This window comes from Paraglaciecola sp. MB-3u-78, from assembly GCF_002835935.1.
Classification (GTDB): Bacteria; Pseudomonadota; Gammaproteobacteria; order Enterobacterales; family Alteromonadaceae; genus Paraglaciecola.
Genome location: NZ_PJCF01000012.1, coordinates 1 through 17931, shown reverse-complemented (window position 1 = coordinate 17931; position 17931 = coordinate 1). Strand labels below are relative to the sequence as shown.

Annotated in this window: 16 protein-coding genes and 3 pseudogenes; 10 read left to right on the top strand and 9 right to left on the bottom strand. The window is 41.5% G+C overall.

From position 1 onward, the window contains the following. Positions 1 to 35: 35 nt before the first annotated feature. Both CXF95_RS22845 and CXF95_RS22840 read left to right on the top strand, forming a co-directional pair. Entirely contained in the window at positions 36 to 1289 is a 1254-nt protein-coding gene (locus CXF95_RS22845; protein ID WP_101196919.1) for a DDE-type integrase/transposase/recombinase, read from the top strand. 43 nt (positions 1290 to 1332) lie between these two features. Further along, a pseudogene (locus tag CXF95_RS22840) lies at positions 1333 to 1710 on the top strand (IS1595 family transposase); the annotation flags it as partial. A 1-nt stretch (position 1711) separates the two neighbouring features. On the opposite strand, the gene yegD reads toward CXF95_RS22840, so the two are convergent. Further along, a complete protein-coding gene (gene yegD / locus CXF95_RS22835; protein ID WP_157828223.1) occupies positions 1712 to 2995 on the bottom strand; it encodes a molecular chaperone in 1284 nt (427 codons plus the stop codon). Between the two features lie 339 nt (positions 2996 to 3334). Here yegD and CXF95_RS22830 point away from each other — a divergent pair, with 339 nt between their 5' ends. The 3 genes from CXF95_RS22830 to CXF95_RS22820 all read left to right on the top strand — a co-directional run bounded on the left by CXF95_RS22830 (position 3335) and on the right by CXF95_RS22820 (position 7382). Continuing rightward, positions 3335 to 4567, top strand: coding sequence for a DEAD/DEAH box helicase (locus CXF95_RS22830; RefSeq protein WP_101200848.1), 1233 nt, complete (start codon positions 3335 to 3337; stop codon positions 4565 to 4567). A 330-nt stretch (positions 4568 to 4897) separates the two neighbouring features. Beyond that, on the top strand, positions 4898 to 5644 hold the full coding sequence (locus CXF95_RS22825; RefSeq protein ID WP_101200847.1) for a peptidoglycan-binding domain-containing protein: 747 nt from the start codon (positions 4898 to 4900) through the stop codon (positions 5642 to 5644). A 421-nt stretch (positions 5645 to 6065) separates the two neighbouring features. After that, a complete protein-coding gene (locus CXF95_RS22820) occupies positions 6066 to 7382 on the top strand; it encodes an AarF/ABC1/UbiB kinase family protein (protein ID WP_101200846.1) in 1317 nt (438 codons plus the stop codon). A 205-nt stretch (positions 7383 to 7587) separates the two neighbouring features. Here the strand turns inward: CXF95_RS22820 and CXF95_RS22815 are convergent, their stop codons facing one another. Beyond that, positions 7588 to 8214, bottom strand: coding sequence for a sulfotransferase (locus tag CXF95_RS22815; RefSeq protein WP_101200845.1), 627 nt, complete (start codon positions 8212 to 8214; stop codon positions 7588 to 7590). A gap of 342 nt (positions 8215 to 8556) precedes the next feature. Here CXF95_RS22815 and CXF95_RS22810 point away from each other — a divergent pair, with 342 nt between their 5' ends. Further along, positions 8557 to 8808 carry a hypothetical protein gene (locus tag CXF95_RS22810; protein ID WP_101200844.1) on the top strand — a complete coding sequence of 84 codons (252 nt, stop codon included), beginning with the start codon at positions 8557 to 8559 and terminating at the stop codon, positions 8806 to 8808. Between the two features lie 23 nt (positions 8809 to 8831). Beyond that, entirely contained in the window at positions 8832 to 9650 is an 819-nt protein-coding gene (locus tag CXF95_RS22805; RefSeq protein ID WP_101200843.1) for a tellurite resistance TerB family protein, read from the top strand. A 102-nt stretch (positions 9651 to 9752) separates the two neighbouring features. Here CXF95_RS22805 and CXF95_RS22800 read toward each other — a convergent pair whose 3' ends face one another. The 3 genes from CXF95_RS22800 to CXF95_RS22790 all read right to left on the bottom strand — a co-directional run bounded on the left by CXF95_RS22800 (position 9753) and on the right by CXF95_RS22790 (position 11965). After that, positions 9753 to 10223, bottom strand: a complete 471-nt coding sequence (locus tag CXF95_RS22800) for a DUF2271 domain-containing protein (RefSeq protein ID WP_101200842.1) — start codon at positions 10221 to 10223, stop codon at positions 9753 to 9755. A gap of 41 nt (positions 10224 to 10264) precedes the next feature. After that, positions 10265 to 11551 carry a ferric reductase-like transmembrane domain-containing protein gene (locus tag CXF95_RS22795; protein ID WP_101200841.1) on the bottom strand — a complete coding sequence of 429 codons (1287 nt, stop codon included), beginning with the start codon at positions 11549 to 11551 and terminating at the stop codon, positions 10265 to 10267. Between the two features lie 93 nt (positions 11552 to 11644). After that, on the bottom strand, positions 11645 to 11965 hold the full coding sequence (locus CXF95_RS22790) for a PepSY domain-containing protein (RefSeq protein WP_101200840.1): 321 nt from the start codon (positions 11963 to 11965) through the stop codon (positions 11645 to 11647). 163 nt (positions 11966 to 12128) lie between these two features. Here CXF95_RS22790 and CXF95_RS22785 point away from each other — a divergent pair, with 163 nt between their 5' ends. From CXF95_RS22785 to CXF95_RS22775, 3 genes are all read left to right on the top strand, one after another. Next, the gene (locus CXF95_RS22785) at positions 12129 to 12788 is read left to right on the top strand and encodes a response regulator (RefSeq protein ID WP_101200839.1); all 660 of its coding nucleotides are present in this window, start codon (positions 12129 to 12131) and stop codon (positions 12786 to 12788) included. Beyond that, positions 12785 to 14110: an ATP-binding protein gene (locus tag CXF95_RS22780; RefSeq protein ID WP_101200838.1), complete on the top strand. Its 1326-nt coding sequence runs from the start codon at positions 12785 to 12787 to the stop codon at positions 14108 to 14110. The genes CXF95_RS22785 and CXF95_RS22780 overlap by 4 nt, the downstream gene beginning before the upstream one ends. A 165-nt stretch (positions 14111 to 14275) precedes the next feature. Further along, positions 14276 to 15025 (top strand): cytochrome b/b6 domain-containing protein, encoded by a 750-nt coding sequence (locus CXF95_RS22775; protein WP_369809342.1) that lies wholly within the window; start codon positions 14276 to 14278, stop codon positions 15023 to 15025. Positions 15026 to 15083: 58 nt separating this feature from the next. Here the strand turns inward: CXF95_RS22775 and gloA are convergent, their stop codons facing one another. The 4 genes and pseudogenes from gloA to tnpB form a co-directional block, all read right to left on the bottom strand. Continuing rightward, entirely contained in the window at positions 15084 to 15635 is a 552-nt protein-coding gene (gene gloA, locus CXF95_RS22770; RefSeq protein ID WP_101200836.1) for a lactoylglutathione lyase, read from the bottom strand. Positions 15636 to 15722: 87 nt separating this feature from the next. Beyond that, a pseudogene (locus CXF95_RS30880) lies at positions 15723 to 15956 on the bottom strand (hypothetical protein); the annotation flags it as partial. Positions 15957 to 16006: 50 nt separating this feature from the next. Next, positions 16007 to 17559, bottom strand: a pseudogene (locus CXF95_RS31585) (IS66 family transposase). Between the two features lie 87 nt (positions 17560 to 17646). Further along, positions 17647 to 17931: IS66 family insertion sequence element accessory protein TnpB (tnpB, locus tag CXF95_RS22755; RefSeq protein ID WP_157828222.1), on the bottom strand; the 285-nt coding region annotated here is incomplete at its 5' end.

The following is a 17931-nucleotide window of genomic DNA, read 5'->3' as shown; positions in this document are numbered from 1 at the left end:
CGTCTAAAGACTTAAATTCTGTTCATGATCATAAGATGCAAGCGATCATGAATATAGAAAACCTCACCACTATTGAAGAGCTTGAACGCTTTATTCAAGGTAACCAAGCCGTCGCCTTTACCGTTTTAGGTGATAAAAATCAGCGATATCAATTCATTCAAAAAACATTGATAAAATTTCGCTATATCACGTTAAAAAAAACCGACAAAGGGATCGTCAATCAATACCTTAAAAAGGTGACAGGCTACTCGCGGCAGCAACTCACTCGATTGATAAAACAATACAAGGACGTCGGCAGAATTAACTGGCAACCTTGCCGAACTAACGGCTTTTCAACCATTTACAGTACAAAGGATATTAAGCTACTGGCTGAAATGGACGCAAGGCATGATGATATCTGTGGTCATGCCACTAAAAAGCTGTTGGAGCGTGCCTACAATACGTTTGAGCAATCAGAATACCAAATGCTTGCCACTATCTCTGTTTCACATTTATATAACTTGAGGCACTCTCAAGGCTACCAAAAACAACGCAGACACTTCACAAAAACACAATCAAGACAAGTGCCTATTGGCGAACGGCGTAAACCTCAACCCAACGGCGAGCCTGGCTATATTCGTATTGATACCGTGCACCAAGGAGACCTAGATAAACAAAAAGGCGTGTATCATATTAATGCAGTTGATGAGGTGACACAGTTTGAGGTTGTTTGCTCAGTTGAACGTATTAGTGAGCGTTACCTCATTCCAGTACTAACGCAAATGATGGCCGCATTTCCTTTTATTATCAAAGGGTTTCATTCAGATAATGGCTCTGAATACATCAACAAACACGTGTGTAAATTACTCACCAAACTTGAAATAGAGCTCACTAAATCACGCTCAAGACACTCAAACGATAATGCCTTAGCAGAAAGTAAAAATGCATCAATTGTAAGAAAACAGTTTGGTTACACACATATTCCACAGAAATGGGCACCGTTAATCAATACGTTTAATTTAAAATATCTTTACCCGTATATCAATTATCATAGACCTTGTTTCTTTCCTGAAGTCACCACTGATGATAAAGGGAAACAACGTAAAACTTACCCTTACAAAAGTATGATGACGCCCTATGAAAAACTAAAATCTTTACCCAATGCCAAAACATATTTGAAAGCAGACTTTCATTTTGAAATACTAGATGAGCAAGCTATGGAAATGACAGATAATGCTTGTGCTGAATTACTTCAAAAAGAACGTAATGAATTATTTAACCAGATCTTTGAACAGAATAAACGAGCCTAAAAATTTACTTACTTAAGACTCATTTGTTAATTGGAATATACTGGCAGGGTTTATCGCAATGAAAGCGGTTAAAAATGTGAATTTTAAAACAGTAAAAGAATTTGTATCACATCACCTTTTAGCTAATCAGCATGTCAGAACGGATGCTTATCCTGCGTTAAATATTATAGATAAAACACAGCAACATGAGCCAAGAGTCACGCCAAGTGAAAAGGTAGACGAATGGTTGCCTTGGGTTCATATCGCGATAGGTAATTTGAAAACGTTTTTGTTGGGCACGTTTCATGGCGTTACGGGTAATTACTTACAAGAATACTTGAATGAGTTTTGTTATCGGTATAATCGCCGTTTTGTGGAAAAACAAATACCTAATCGATTGTTAAACTTGGCAATTATTCATACTCCTTTAAAATCAACCTGAGTTAAATGGAGAAGCATGTTAATAATTCAAATTGCCTTAATTCATCTTTGATGGCTTCACTCAACTCTTCTCTGCTGATATGTACAAAAAAATCATCTTCAATGTAATCAAGTGGCAAATCTATTTTTTGGTTCCCAGAAAGGTGTATTTTTGCCATTTCAGCGCTTTGGTTTAATCTCAGTCCAAGTTTACGGTCTCTTAATTGTTTTAATCTTTCGAGTCTTTTATCTTTAGTCATCTTACAAAATTTTGCCAATTCGTTGCCGGTTCTATGGGAACTGAATTCCTGTTGCGCCCTTACATCGTTTATATTTACCGCTTGGCTGAATAAAGTGATTGGAATAGGAAGTCCGTTTGTTAACGCAGCATTTTTACCAAAATGGGGCATGATACTCATAAGGGCTAATTTGTTATCAAGGTCAATCCCCCCTAACCGCTTCCCTGAATAACTTAAAATACAGTTTTCTCTGCTTTGTAAATTAATATGACTGGGCCCAAGTTTTATCATCGAACAATCAGTTGTCCCCCCTCCCAAGTCAAGAATGAGCACCACCCTGTCGGTTCTAAGTTGTCTTTCATAATCATAGGCTGCGGCTACTGGCTCCATCAAAAATTCGATGTCTTTAAAACCCACTTTTTTAGCGGCTTTATCAATTATTTGAAGGGCTTGAACATTGCCATCATTCCCCTGTAAACCATGGAAATTAACAGGTCTGCCGATCACCACCTGATCCAACTCAATACCCTTTACATACTCAGTTTCCTGTTTAATGAAGGCCAACATCTTTTCAACAACCGTTGTAAATACCAGCTGTTGGGCATCAGAAATATTGGCACCCAAAAACGATTTTGGGGATTTAATGTAAAAGCCGTTTTCAGGATCGGAGATATGTGCTAATTCAGCTTCTTTACCAAAAATCACTTCTGAGTTTGATTGCAGCGCTTGCATAACACTTTGTGCTTTTTGAGTAGTTTTGGCATTTTCACGATTTTCTTTGCGTAATTGCTTACGGACAATATTGACCAGTTCATCATCATTTAAAACCCGTTGATTTTGGGACTTACCCCTACTGTTAATGCGTTGTGTCTGTGCGCTTTTTTCAGCTCGAACGCGCTTCGATAATTCTTGCAGTGACACCTCTTCAGGTTTAATAACACCGTGCTCTAAAAAGAGACAAGAAGAGAGCCTTGTTTCACCGTCTTCTAATGGCACCAGAACAGGTTCATTATTATTTATTATGCCAATTGAGCAATTGGATGTGCCGAAATCTAATCCTGCAAACATATGAGTTCAGCCTTGTGACATGTAGATATTTTAAGAGGTTTATTGTGGTTTTGTCAGTTAACAGTGAAGTTACACTTCGATGCACAGCAGAGTATTCTATCAGTTGTGTTTACATCGTTATATGTGCTGCCAATAATTTATTGTCTAGGGCCTCACCAGAACGCACCCTGCGCTTATGACTCTGTGACTAGTAGGATAGGTTTATCTGCTTGTACACCCCAAAAAAGCCTTTTAATTTGACATAACCTCACTGATTTAGCGCCAGTGTGTATTTTATTCTGATGTGTTTGAGCAACAATGATATAAAGACAAACAGCAATCAAAAAGCGATAGTTATAAATGAGTTTTACTTCGTTAGCGTTAGATAAATCCCTAACTGATGCAGTCAAAGCATTGGGATATGAGAGTCCAACGCCGATACAACAACAAGCGATCCCCGCCATTCTTGCGGGTAAAGATATTATGGCAGGGGCCCAAACAGGTACCGGAAAAACGGCAGCGTTTGCCCTACCCATCCTACAACAGTTAATAAGATATACCGATGCTTTAAGGCCTATCCGTGCATTAGTATTAACACCCACTCGAGAACTTGCGCAGCAGGTGTATAAAAGTTTTGAAGGTTATGGTGAAAATACTCAACTCAACGTTGCAGTTGCCTATGGCGGTGTCAGCATTAACCCACAAATATCCGCGATGGTGAAAGGTGTGGATATATTAATAGCAACACCCGGGAGATTGTTAGATCATATTGCTAAAGGAAGCGTTGATTTAAGCCAGCTTCAGACCATAGTATTTGATGAAGCCGATCGCATGTTAGACATGGGATTTAAAGATGAAATCAACCGAATTTTAGTTCGCCTGCCAAACAAACGACAAACTTTATTGTTTTCAGCAACATTTGATGAGGCTATTTTTAAATTGAGTAAAACCTTACTTAATGACCCTGTACTGATCGAGGTCAGTGAACGAAATACAGCAGCGGCACAAGTGGAACAACGGGTATACACGGTTGATAGTGATCGCAAACGAGAACTCACGTCTTTTCTGATAGGCTCAAAAAACTGGCATCAAGTATTAATTTTTACTCGCACCAAACAAATGGCTGATGACCTAGCCAAAGAAATGTGTAAAGACGGTATTGTGACCCAATCTCTGCATGGTGATAAATCACAAGGTGCCAGAGAAAGGGCACTTGCAGAATTTAAACAAGGTAAAACCAGAGCCTTAGTGGCAACAGATGTAGCAGCAAGAGGAATTGACATCATTGATTTGAAATACGTGATCAATTACGAATTACCCTATGTTGCCGAAGATTATATTCACCGCATTGGCAGAACAGGTCGAGCCGGAAATGCCGGGTTGGCCATTTCACTGATGAGTCAAAATGAAGAGTGGCTTCTAGAAGCCGTTGAGAAAGTACTCGACAGTGTATTGTTACAACAATGGCTACCCGGTTATGAGCCTGACTTGTCTAAACCAAACCAACCAGCCAAAAGAAGCAGTAAAGGTAAACATAAGCAACAAGCCAGAAACAAAGCACTGGGTCACAAGTCGCCTAAAAAACCAAGATGATGGTTATAATACTAGACTAGACACCGTCATTTTTTAACTAGCTAAACATCCCATTGATAAGCGGCAGCCTTATTCAACAGTCAGTTAAATACCCCCATAAAATCAGTGCCTGTTTCGCAGGTCGGGGATGAGCTTCTTTCTCAAATACATAAATACTGACAGTGAGGTTTGCTTAACAAGGCAAACCTAATGCTGCATTTGTTTGAACCTATTCTAAGCTCGCCTAATAACTGAACACTTTCGAAGTCACCTGCTATATTTATCATCAACATAAGGAATGATGATTTAATTTTAACCCTAGCCCTAGACAATCAAAGATAAGGAACCATCATGGCATTTGGTGATAAAAACATTCAACGAGGAGATAAGGGGTCAGACGTAGTAGCACTCCAACTTAAGTTAAACGGATTTCGCGGAACGGTCTGGGATGGTGATTTTGGACCTGGCAGTGAGCTTCAAGTAATGGCCTTTCAACGGGAGGTCATGAAACTAACCACACCTTCAGGTGTTTTCGATGCAAACTGTTTCGATGCATTGCATGAATTTGAAACAAACCATCCTATAGACTTCGCATCAGTTCGGTGTCCCTGCGGACAATGTAATGGATTTGGGCAAGGCCGATTTAAAAATAAATATAGAACCGGCATGCCAAAAATTGAAGCCTATCATCGCCGCGAGTATCCCGGAGTACACAAAGCCATACTCTACGCATTTCGGGCCACGTGTTTCCACCTGAAAAACCATGATTTCCCGCTGCCAATACTCACAAGTGGCTACCGTTGCTGGATACATAATGAAATGAAAGGTCGACGCTCAACTAACCATATGGGTAAGGCAATTGATATCGATTTCCCGGCGCAGCCTGGAGAATTAAAACGAGATGACGGTGAACGGTGTGACAGGGCCAGAGATTTACTGGTGGATAAAGCAGGGTTTCAAATCGGTTGGCATGGTAACAATAGAAAAGCCTTAGAACCCGCCAGTATAGCTCCAACATGGCTGCATATGGACGTGCGTTGTTATAGCCAAAAATATCTTGCTGATATTTTTTTTGTTACTGATGAAACCCAATTATAATGACAAGCATAAATTTACATGTTTATTCATTATAATTTCACTGACGTAAAAGAGGGGTGCTGTAAGTTCTGTCATTAATTGGTCGCGCGGCCATTCCCTTCTCCTTAGGGGATGTAACAGCTCAATACTCAGCCTATGGTTACCTCTGCCAAAGCTTAACGCCACACCTAATGATGTATTTGGCGTTGTGCTTACTTTACCTAGAACAAGACTCTCATATGGGACGACCTGTGTGTCGAACTGCTATCTATTTATCTCGGCGCACTGGATGTTTTGGTAAATGGTTTAGGTTGAGCACTCTAATTTCTTATGTTTTTATAAGCAGGCTGAATAATTTTGCCTTATATAAATAGCCATTCCTCTTCCTGAAATGCTTTTTATATCAGGATAAATCTGTAATTTTCTACTAGGTGACATAAAAATGGGATTTCTTCCTGATATTCATTCTATTGTTAAACGCAATATTAGCCTCACAGAAATGGGGGTAAGAAGCAGTCTTCGCCTTACCCAAACAATGGCCAAAGTGACACCTTATGCCATTCGCTGGGGGCTCAAACGTAAACTTCCCCCGGCGAATGAAGTAAGACAGCTCTTTGAGGCACTCGGCACAACGTATATAAAGTTTGGTCAATTTATCGCCAGCTCCCCCTCTATTTTTCCAAAGGAATATGTAGAGGAATTTGAACAACTGCTAGATCAATCCACACCTATACCATTTCGTACCATCAAAAAAATTATTTCTGAAGATTTAAAGCAACCCATAAACCGTGTTTTTTGCCATATAGACCAACAACCTTTAGCCTCAGCATCCATCGCACAAGTCCATGCAGCGACGTTAGTGACCGGGGAGGATGTGGTGGTAAAAGTTCAAAAACCTGGTGTGCAGGCGATTATTACTGCTGATTTAAATACAGTGTACGTATTGGTACGCTTATTAGAATTGATGCTGCCCAACACAGACAGCGATGCATTAGCGGGGATCGTGTCCGAGATGTATCAAGCCATGATAGACGAATGTGATTTCACTAAAGAAGCTCAGCATATAAAAGCCTTTAGACACTTTATTGATACTTCTAACATTAAAACAGTGGTGGCACCTAAGGTTTATGCAGAGGCATCAGGCCTTCGTGTATTAACCATGGAGCGTTTTTATGGATGTGCATTAACTGACAAAAACGCTAAGGATAAATCTCAAGGTGATCCAGCCAAAGCGTTGTTTGAAGCTCTGAATGTCTGGTTTGCCAGCTTGATGCACTGTGAAGTTTTTCATGGGGATCTTCACAGTGGCAACATGATGCTGTTTGCAGATGGCCGAGTCGGGTTTATTGATTTTGGCATGGTGGGCCGGGTAAGTCCTGAGACTTGGCAAGCCATGTTCAGTTTATTTAAAGGCTTGAATGAACAAGATTATGCCCTCGTTGCGCACTCTATGTTAGCGGTGGGAATGACTCGAAAAAGTATTGATGAAAGGCAACTATCCCGTGAAATAGAACAGGTTTTTCTGTCAATGAAAAAGCTAGATAGTGAAGACTTAATGGCTAACGATAGCTTAAATGTTAGCCCCGCAGTAAATGATGTCATCAACACGTTGGGCGAAGTAGCGAGAAACCACGGTATTCGTTTCCCCCGTTCTTTCACCTTATTATTAAAACAATTTTTATACTTCGACCGCTACATTCAGATACTCGATCCAGATGCCAATCTATTTGATGATGAGCGTATTCACTTGGACTTTTAACATTAAGGGCCTTGTTTGGCGTTTGAAATTGTCAGCAAATTATTATCCAACAGCTCCCAAATTTAGAATGTTTGGGGCAGAAAAATGTTTGGAGTCATGGCCAGTGTCAGAGTGAATAAACATGACAACAACATAAAGTGACTATAACTGGATGTATTCTGGGAAGCATTTAAATAGTCTAATTAACTTTTGAGCCATCAATGAGTTAGCGGCAATAATCAAAAAACTTGCGACCTTCCCTACCGGCTGTATTGGGATTGATTTTGTGTATATGTTTAATATCTTTCCAGTTATCCACCAACTTTCCCATATTCAAATGGGGAAATTGCTCATCACCTGAATGCTGTAAATTAAGAAAACCCAATAACAGCGACAAACTATCTGCCTGATTAATATCAATATTCAGTATGTTATCTCGCCCCTGAAAAAATTCTATTACTCCTTGTTCGTGACGCTGATAACAAGTGGTGAGATGCGATTCTTCGAGTGGGCTAGCAACATTATTCAAGTCGAAGGTCTGGTCAAAGCTTCGCTTTAAGATAGGATTTACGTAAGTCTCACTATTTAAACTGGGTAACATTTTATTCAGCAACATCTGTATTGATGGTAACCACTGCTCAAGGCTTCGCTGTAAATACACAAATTTAGACTCGGGAAATAACCCATCAAGTTGCTGGTAATCACTAAAACAGGGGCAGTCAGAGATCACATCGGCCAATTCAAAAGCACGTTTTGTATAACCCGTATGGGAGACCTTAAAGTGTTCAAGCAGCGCAACACTGATGCTGGTAGTGCCTGTTCTTGGTAAACCTATGATGAAGAGTTTGTTCATGATATCTCATATAAAAGCAGCAATAAGAAAGGCAATAGTATTGCTACCCATCATAATAAAAATTGGTGTTGCTTACCTGCAATACTTAATTCAACGTCTCTGACCTAGCAAGTCTTTAACCAATAGTTGAACAATGGATAGCCCTTCTTTCTTAAATAAATCATTCAGGCTGAGATAGGGCTAATATCTCGGCTCACACCTGACTTTAGTCTGGGTCTGTTAAGTATTACCATGAGTACCTTTGTAATTTGCCTCTGAAATTTATAGTATTTTCAGGGTAATTGTCATTCAACACTGTGTTATATTCAACGCTTTAAAATTATCTGTTTGGCAGGGAATCAAATGGCCAAACCCAATAAAAAAGCCCCCGAGTCCTCTGTAGACATTTACTGCAACCAGTGCAAAACCCAGCTATTTAAATACCGCAAAGGCGGTAAAGGAACATTGGTTAAATGCTTCAAACAACGTATTACTAAAGACTTCACGTTGTTGCCCTGCACCTGCCCAAATTGTAATGCCATCTTTGCCAGAGATACCTTAATAAGAGGCACGCCAGCATTTAAAATCATCGGCGGCAAAGTATTTAGTAAATAACACCCAGTGTATGGAGTCAGTTAATGAAAAACCTGAATAGTATTATCAGCCGTTTAAGTCGCTCTGGCCTGTTGTCTCAAACGTCCAGAGGCGCGTCGAAAAGCGCATTAAAGCATGCCGTTTCAGATGCGATTATCAGAAACAATACAAGTAACCAAAGCCCCCTGCAAACAGGCGCGCTGGCTGCAGTAGGAGGAATGGCTTGGAAAGCCTATCAAGTATATTCACAACAAGCTTATGGCCGAAACACTTCTCTACAAAAAGCAAATTTACAAAGAGCCTATCAACTAGGTGTCTATGCACAAAGAAATGCACAACAAAAAAAGGAGGCTCCAAACCCGCCTCAGGAGACAACGGCACTGTCATCATCTGTATCATCTGCAACAACATCACTTCAATCTCGCTATACGCCCTCTGCACCTAAACAAACACTCACCTATTCACCGGCGACACTGTCACAACAACAATTTGACCAGGTAGTGCAAGATGAAAGTCACGACACAGGTCAAATGCTGATACTCCGAGGGATGCTCACAGCCGCAAATGCGGACGGGCATATTGACGAAAATGAGCGTCAGCGAATATACCAACAAGTCGATAATTTTGACTTAACCACTGAAGACAAAGCCAAGCTGTTTGACGAACTACGTCACCCCTTGTCATTACAAGAACTGATAAATGCAGTACCTGATCCACAAACCGCAATAGAAGTGTATGCAGCATCACTCTTAGCCATTGATGAACAACAGGCAGCCTCACAAGACTACTTAAGTAGCCTTGCATCTTCTATGGCAATACCAGCAGAATTAGTCAAAGCCATACATGAGGCAACTGAATACTAATAAGAATACCAATAATACAGCCAAGATAAGAAAATGGCATTGCGTTAAACGCTAAGTATTCATGGACAGAAACGTACTTTTAACAAACCTGCCCCCGAAGGTTCAAAACACATAGGTAAATGAATAAACATAGCCTTCCCCATTTATAGGCGTTGCTGCCCCTTTAGTTGTCAAGGGAGCAATAATATCAGCGGGGTTATCGCCCATATCTTCTACCGCTGAATCTACGCGAACCTGATAGCCGCTATCAATAAGGGATGGATCTAAATCTACCGTGATTTGCAGGGTTTCACCACGAGAAATACTTGCCCCTGTTTTTCCGTCATATTCTGAACGCCTCATCGAGCTTCCTTGCGCCCAGTCCGTCAGGTGTTTGAAATGCTTGCTTTTTTTGCCCGCTACCCAGAGTGTTTTCTGATACACACCGACCGAATCAGTAAGGTATATTGCCAAATAGGCGCCATCACCACGATAATTTTTTAACTCAGCGAAAAAAGTGACGTCCTTGGCCTGAGCGAAGAAGGGAAGCATTATTGTCCCCATCAGCCCTGTTATAAGCAGTAATTTCCTCATGTCGTACCTCTAATTTAACTAATCGTTTTATTTTGTGAATGTTATCTAAACTCGAAACGTTCTTGATGAAAACGTAATGAAGCCTGATGATTTTTGAGATCTTGACGTAAAGCGCTTGCTAAACCTTGTGGTCCGCAAAACCAGATATCAGCTTTTTTGGAGTGGATGTGTAATTGATCGGCGCTCAATCGCTGATCTTTTTGATTGTCGTAAACCATTAGTGTTATTTGGGGCAAGTGTTCAGCTAAATTTTTCAATCTCAATACATTAGGATCACCTTGCACTGTTTGAGTACAATAATGCAAGGTCACCTCAGGATAGATTTCTACTCTTGTGAGCATACGGTTTTCTAGTGCAGCAAGAAATGGAGTAATGCCAATACCACCTGCGACCCAAATCTGCTGAGCCTTAGCGCGGCCGTTTTCAGGCTTAAAGCATCCATAAGGGCCTTCAATGGTGACTTTGCTACCACTCTTTATTACACCGGGTAATGTACGGGTGTAATCTCCCAACGCTTTAATTTGAAAGCTAAGCAAGCCATTCTTCTGATCTGCTGATGATAGAGTAAAAGGATGCGCGCCCTCGCCCGCGTCAAAGCTTACTAAAGCAAACTGACCTGCTTTGTGCCCTGGCCAGCTTTTACCCATATCGCAGACCACCTCAATCGTATTTTGAGATGCTTGCTTTACACTTTGAACCAGTCCTTTCCAACGATGGGTTCTTCCAATTTGGCCTGTCAACGATTGTACGCTGGCGATTGTACCGCCAACCATCAACACTGCCATTAACCAACCGGTGGCTTGTTGCCACCAAATCATAGGGGCTAATAGTAAAGCATGAGCGGCCAGCGCAATATAAATAAGCGGCATGACACGATGCAGATATCGCCAAAAACGATAAGGGATCCATCGTACAAGCGTAATCGTCACCAGTGCAATAAGCAGATACAGACTCGGTTCTCCCAGATCTTCAGCCATGTCTTGCAGGCCATCCAGTAGACCCGTAAAGTCAGATTCTCTTAGGCTTCGATCTTTTCCAAAGAGTGTTTTTAAGACATCATCAGCCATCTCGATAAGCCAGTGGCCCAACGCAAAAATCACGGCCAATATACCTGTCCATTTGTGCAGGTGATACATTTGGTCAAGTCCACCCAATATACTCTCGAGGTAAGCTGGTCTTACGGCTAATATCATCGTAAGCGACATAAAATTGATGGCAAGATAGCCACTGAGTGTCAGAAATTGCTCGTAACTCACTCCCCATTGCCAAGTACTCAACTGCAATGCCAGCAGTGCCAGAAGACTCAGGCGTAAACGCAGATTAGTCATGTGTTGGCTCCTTTAGCTTATAGATTCTATTCTGTATTCTGTTTCTAATTTTCAACTGAAGTGCAAATTGATGTATTAAGAATTCAGTTGCGCTTAATACGTATTGGCGTTTTTATCAAGGTAGTCTTCAGCCGCTCCTTGTGTTTTAAATTTAATTTCTAGTTTCGATATGTTTAGAGAGGCAGGCAGAAATATTGCCTCAAAACGGTTACCTAAGGTATCAAGGCCTTTAACCTCGTAGCAGCCGTCATCTATCTTGATCTGGTCAACCTGCCACCCTTTTATTGCTAACTTCTGTTGTAAGTTTTTTTGGGGCTGCCAAGTATCAATAGGGTCTTTGCAATTATTACTGGCAAACGATGCTGTACTTGTAAGAGAAGCTGCGATAAGTAGAACGCTTAAAATTTTGTTCATGGTAGATCTCCGTGTTTTCAGTGTTATGTTAGTGTTAGAAAACTCTAGCGGACTTTCCTGACAGAGCGCTGAATAGGGAGTTTTTAATATTGCTGAAGAAAACAAAAACCATTCAGGCTACTGTCAGAAAAAAGGACTAAGCTGGTTTTTTTAAGGACGTATTATGCGAATACTCATATTGGAAGATACAGAAGGTCTTGGCGAAGCGATCCGTGATCAATTACAGGACGAAGGCTACGCTGTTGACTGGGTGACGCGCATAGAGGCGGCCGAAAGCTGTTTAAGCAGCACGGGATATGATTTGTTGTTATTGGACTTGATGTTACCTGACGGCTCTGGATTGCATTTATTACAAAAATTAAGAAAAACAAGCACCTCCCTACCGGTCATTATTATGACAGCTAAAGATCAGATAGCGGATCGTATTAGCGGGCTAAATGCAGGGGCAGATGACTATTTGGTTAAGCCCTTTGATCTCAATGAAATGACCGCGCGCGTAGGTGCGGTGGCAAGACGCTACAGCGGGAACCCCAACCCGAATGTTATATTGGGCGAGTTGTCTGTGAATTTAGCAGATAGAACCGTCTACGTGAAAAAGCAGCAAATCGAGCTAACATCCCGTGAGTGGGCTATTTTTGAAACCTTCATACAAAAACCAGGACAGCTGCTGACCCGGGCACGCTTAGAAGATGCTCTTTATGCCTTTGGTGCTGAAATCGAAAGTAATACTATTGAGGTATATATTAGCCGTTTACGCAAAAAGTTAGGCAAAGGATGCATTGAAACGGTAAGAGGAATGGGATACCGGATGTCACGACAATGAAATCGATAAGCTTACAAAAACAGCTTGTTTTGCGTCTTCTGGTTGTGGTTACTTGCTTGTGGGTGCTCGGATTATCCATTGCAACCATACAGTTGCACAAAGAACTTAACAAAACCTTTGATAGTGCCTTACAAGAAACCGCAGAGCGGATCTTACCCCTAGCGTTAGTTGAGATTTACAACCGCGAAGAATCGAAATTATTGCAACATCTACCTGCATTAGGCGCTCACAAAGAACGCTTAACTTATCAAGTAAGAAACGCCTCCAACCAAGTCTTATTGCAATCACATACGGCTCAGCAACATAAGTTCAGTCTTGCCCTTCGAGATGGTTTTGAAAGTCAGGATGGATTTCGAATTTTTACCGTTTCAGCCGTTCAAGGGACCTACTTTATACAAGTGGCCGAGCCACTATCTCATCGTCAAGAGGCTGTTTTACACACCTTATTGATCATGACCATTCCCTTATTGGTGTTATTACCGATGTGTTTGTTGATGGCTGTCTTTTTAGTGCGCCAAGTGATTAATCCGATTAAACAATACGGTAAGCAATTAGCCCTTCGTGGCGCTGGCGATCTCACTCCTATCGTTCCTGAGCATCTTCCACTTGAGCTTGAGCCAATGACGCAAGCCGTTAACCAGCTTATGCTGCGCGTACAAACTGCGCTTAAAACAGAGCGTCATTTTACTGCTAATGCCGCCCATGAACTTCGCACTCCACTGGCAACCATGATGGCGCAGACTCAGCGCTTAGAAAAAACATCAAGTGATGAAGCTTCGCGCCTAAAAGCAGCTCAGTTGGTTATCACCCTGAATCATCTTGTGAGCTTATCCGATAAACTTTTACAACTCGCTAAAGCAGATGATAGTAGCGGGCTACTTACCGATAAACCTCAAAACTTAAGTGCGCTATTGGTACTGATTGTGGATGAGTATTTGCGGTCGGGCAGACTCAATATTAGCATGCAGCTTCCTGAGCAAGCGCTTATGGCCTGCATAGACGCAGATGCCTTCTATATTTTGGCTAAGAATTTGATTGAGAATGCGGTTAAGCATGGAGATACGAATGAGCCTATCCATATTCAGCTAAGCGATATGGGTGAATTGCGTGTTGTGAATGCCTGTGACTCCTTAACGGCTGAACAGTTAAAACGTCTGCATGAGCGTTTCTTTCGTGCATCTAGCAGTACCTCAGGCTCAGGGCTTGGCTTAGCCATTGTAGAGGCATTAGTAAAAGGTATCGGTGGACAAATGACATTCTTGTCACCAGCGAGTGACTCTACAAGGGGTTTTGAGGCTGTCATTCAGCTACCCGTTCAATGATTAACATAAACAAAAAATATTAACGCTAGATAACGGATTTTAAATCGTCTTTATTGAGGCTGACTATGATGGGACGCTTGCTAATCGACTAGAAACCAATATGAAAGGTGAGTTCATGCTGTAGATCAATACTTCAGACACTGAGCAAGCTTAAACTAAAAAACGATGTATTTTCTAACTACAATGAGGTGTTACATGAACCGTCAATTCCAACAAGTCTATGTGTGGAGTAAATATCTAAGACTTTTTCACTGGATTAATGTGTCAGTCGTCATGCTGCTCATAGTGCTAGGGCTAATTATTTTCAATGCGAGTACCTTAGGTATAAGTAATGATGGAAAAGTTTTACTGAAAACTATTCATGTCATCACAGGTTATGTATTTGCAATCAATCTAATTATACGAATTGGAATGGGGTTCTTCGGCAAGGGTTACGAGCGTTGGCGCAAAACCTTACCTTTTGCAAAAGGTTTTACTGCCGAGTTAGCCGAGCTTAAACATCAACCCGATAAAAAACATAAAGGACACAACCCATTAGGTAAGCTAATGGTAGGTGCACTGCTGCTTTCAATGTGTGTTCAAATGGTGAGTGGCTTATTTATCGCCGGAACTGATATTTACTATCCGCCATTAGGGCAATATTTCGTCAAAAGCATCGCCATTGACAGCAGCAAACTGGAACTTATAAAGCCTTACTCTAAAGAGAATGTTGACGAGCAAGCTTATCAGGCCATGCGTGAAGTTAGAACGCCGTTCATCACTGCTCATGTTTATACTTTTTACTTTTTATGCTTCTTGATCCCTCTTCATATCATAGGGGTCATTATTAGTGAACGTAAAGAAAAAACGGCTTTAGTTTCCTCCATGATCAATGGTTATAAATACTTGCCCAAGCAAGAACGAGAAGATAAATAAATTTCAAATCCCTAATCCCTATTTGAGCGAACCCTTGGCGAGTATTTATTAGTATTTATTACAAATGCTCGCCTAATAAATCAGGCAGACGGGCTGGTGTGAAAATCTCAATCCAATAGCCGTCTGGATCTTTAATAAAGGCAATGCCTTTCATGCTGCCATCGTTTGGTTTTTTCTTAAACTCGACCCCTAAAGATTCAAATCGTTTGCACGCAGCATCGATATCAGGCACAGCAAAACCAATGTGACCAAAGCCTTTAGGCTCCTCGTTTCCACTATGATAAGACACACTGTCGTGGCTCTCATCGCCCCAATTGTGCGTAAGCTCTAGCATGGCGGGACGGCTGAAGGTTTGCTCAATGCGTTGGTTGCTATCGCTCGACCAATCATTGACCTGCTCTGGCGGAATCGATGCCAAGAAATATAGCGTGAACTTCATTTTATCGAAATCTAATCGTTTGATCAGCGTCATGCCTAATACTTCGGTGTAAAATTTGAGCGTACGCACGGGGTCTTTGATTCTAAACATAGTTTGGTTGAACACAAACTTATGGGTAGCTGGATCGTGATGTTCCGTTAAGCCTTCGGCTTGTTCAAAATGACGACTCATAGTGGTCTCTTTTTCTAGTTGTGATACGAAATGTGGACACGGGCTTTTTATCAATTAAACAGATAGAAATACTCAATACACGAGCCGCTAATTAATAAGTCCCCGTGAGTTGCTTGAGAACATCAGCATAACCTTGAGCAATACCTGAAAGTGATCGATTATCCAGCTGTTTAGTGTGTCAGCAATATCGGGAAGGGTGACGTTAAAAAAGTGACGAATATGTTGTCGAAATTCTTTTACGTTAGAGAAATGTCGATTATTGCGAGCATACTCATTCATTACTCACAATAATCGCTCTATTGGGAAAAAATTTAGTTTATAGCGGAATGTAAGTGTCCGTCATTAGAACCACACTAGCTGAGATTGACGTCTCAAGGTAGTAGTTTTTCTGGGGCGGTATTTCCGGCTGTTATTTGGTTCATCACATGCATCAAGTAATCATATGGCACGAGGCCGTTGACCTTAGCGGTCTCAATAATAGAATAAAGCGTCGCACTCGCATTGGCACCGTTGGCAGTTTGACTGAACAGCCAAGCTTTCTGCCCATCACAAAGGGCTTTATCGCTCTTTCACTTCGATTATTATCGATATCTAGCCTACCATCATCGCAATAACGGATGGCTCTAGCCCCTGGTTTAACGCGTAGCTGAGTGCTTTGCCAAGCAGGATTTCAGGTGACACATTGGGCGCGGATTTATCCAACCACGTTTTAAATTGATTGAGTAAGGGCACAGACTTTTCTTGTCTGATGCGATAGCGCTCTTTTATAGGTAAGTCTTTGATCAGTTTTTGAATGTGATTCAGTGCTCAGTCAGCCTTACCGGTTTTTTTACTGTTTTGACTTTGCGCCTTTTGTGCTTCGGTAAACTTGCGTCGTAGATGCGCCATGCACACCACTAATGTGCATGTGATTGATGATAGCCTGCGTAGCCATCCACTTGTAAATAGCCAGTGTAATGCTTGGCGTCTGCATCTTGTAAAAAGTCTACCGCGCATTTTCCTGCTCGCGAAGGCTGGTAATCATATAAGACAATATTCGGCGCAATCTCTTTTTGCAACGTGCCACCTTGCAGATTACCGGCAGGTGAATCTGCCCCACAGCTATACACCCACATGTAGGATTTGATGTTGTCATCCTTGATGACTTTCAGCTGTGTTTCATCGGCTTTAACCACGGCCTGTGTCAGCAATATTTTATGCCAGTATTCGTAAAGTATAGGATGTACACGTTGGCGATTTTAATCAGCCAATCCGACAGGGTTTGACGACATAATTGAATGCCCAATTGCTTAAAAATCACTTCTTGGCGATACAATGGCAAGCCATGTTGATATTTGCTGATAATCAATTGGCTTAACAAGCTCGGGGTCGCATAGCTTTTGGGTAAAATACTCGGTACCGGTGGGGCTTGTCTAAACGTATTGTGCGTGCCGTTTTGCTCACATCCTCTACAGGCATACTTTAAACGATGATGCTCAACCACTTTAGTGGTGGCTGGCACAAACACCAATTTCTCAGTGACATCTTTGCCCATGCAGTGCAGCTCGCCTTGGCAGCATGCGCATACTTTATCCGCTTCATCAATATCGTGTATCACGACTTCACGGGTAATATGCTCGTCAAAGGTCTGGGTGTTTCGCTTGCGTTTAGGTTTATCTTTGGGCGGCTCATTCTTGTCTTCTTCAAGCTCAAGCTCTGCAATTTCTTCTGTCTCATTAAACAAGTTACCTTGTCCAGGATGGGCTTCGTTTTGACTGGCAAAGAGTTTGTGTTTAGCTAAGCGGAACTGCTCTTCTAAAAAGGCTAAACGCGTTTGTTGAAACGCAATTAAGTTATCTTTTTCGGCCACCGTTAAACCTTGCTCATCATGCTTTCGCTGGAGCAATTCTATCTTTTTATTGGGCTTGTCGGTCTTTGTTTTCATGGCATGTATTTTACCGTAATACATACCTAAGCTGTTGTTTTTACTTAGACTAAATCGTGATCGACATTCCCTACTTATGATCGAATATTATAAGCCTGCAGACGCATAAAATAGCGGCTGATGGCCATGAATATCAAAGCCCCCTAACAGACTATTGAGTTGCTGTTCGCTCAAACTAATTGAGGATTGTGTACTCTTTGGCCATTTAAATATCTCTTTTTCTAAACGCTTGCTCCACATCGCTAAACCGGTGTTGTCCCAATACAGTATTTTGAGGCGTTTGCGAGTGCGATTAGTGAAGATAAACAGTGCCCCTGACATTAACGCGGCATCAAGCTGCTGCTCGACAATTAGCGACAACCCATTAAATTG

Bases quoted from the DNA above. Each gene is read 5' to 3' on its own strand.
- CXF95_RS22800 (WP_101200842.1), bottom strand. From the start codon at position 10,223: ATGAGGAAATTACTGCTTATAACAGGGCTGATGGGGACAATAATGCTT.
- CXF95_RS22810 (WP_101200844.1), top strand. From the start codon at position 8,557: ATGGCCAAACCCAATAAAAAAGCCCCCGAGTCCTCTGTAGACATTTAC.
- CXF95_RS22795 (WP_101200841.1), bottom strand. From the start codon at position 11,551: ATGACTAATCTGCGTTTACGCCTGAGTCTTCTGGCACTGCTGGCATTG.
- CXF95_RS22815 (WP_101200845.1), bottom strand. From the start codon at position 8,214: ATGAACAAACTCTTCATCATAGGTTTACCAAGAACAGGCACTACCAGC.
- CXF95_RS22805 (WP_101200843.1), top strand. From the start codon at position 8,832: ATGAAAAACCTGAATAGTATTATCAGCCGTTTAAGTCGCTCTGGCCTG.
- CXF95_RS22785 (WP_101200839.1), top strand. From the start codon at position 12,129: ATGCGAATACTCATATTGGAAGATACAGAAGGTCTTGGCGAAGCGATC.
- CXF95_RS22845 (WP_101196919.1), top strand. From the start codon at position 36: ATGCAAGCGATCATGAATATAGAAAACCTCACCACTATTGAAGAGCTT.
- CXF95_RS22830 (WP_101200848.1), top strand. From the start codon at position 3,335: ATGAGTTTTACTTCGTTAGCGTTAGATAAATCCCTAACTGATGCAGTC.
- CXF95_RS22775 (WP_369809342.1), top strand. From the start codon at position 14,276: ATGTATTTTCTAACTACAATGAGGTGTTACATGAACCGTCAATTCCAA.
- CXF95_RS22820 (WP_101200846.1), top strand. From the start codon at position 6,066: ATGGGATTTCTTCCTGATATTCATTCTATTGTTAAACGCAATATTAGC.
- CXF95_RS22780 (WP_101200838.1), top strand. From the start codon at position 12,785: ATGAAATCGATAAGCTTACAAAAACAGCTTGTTTTGCGTCTTCTGGTT.
- CXF95_RS22790 (WP_101200840.1), bottom strand. From the start codon at position 11,965: ATGAACAAAATTTTAAGCGTTCTACTTATCGCAGCTTCTCTTACAAGT.
- CXF95_RS22825 (WP_101200847.1), top strand. From the start codon at position 4,898: ATGGCATTTGGTGATAAAAACATTCAACGAGGAGATAAGGGGTCAGAC.
- yegD (WP_157828223.1), bottom strand. From the start codon at position 2,995: ATGTTTGCAGGATTAGATTTCGGCACATCCAATTGCTCAATTGGCATA.
- gloA (WP_101200836.1), bottom strand. From the start codon at position 15,635: ATGAGTCGTCATTTTGAACAAGCCGAAGGCTTAACGGAACATCACGAT.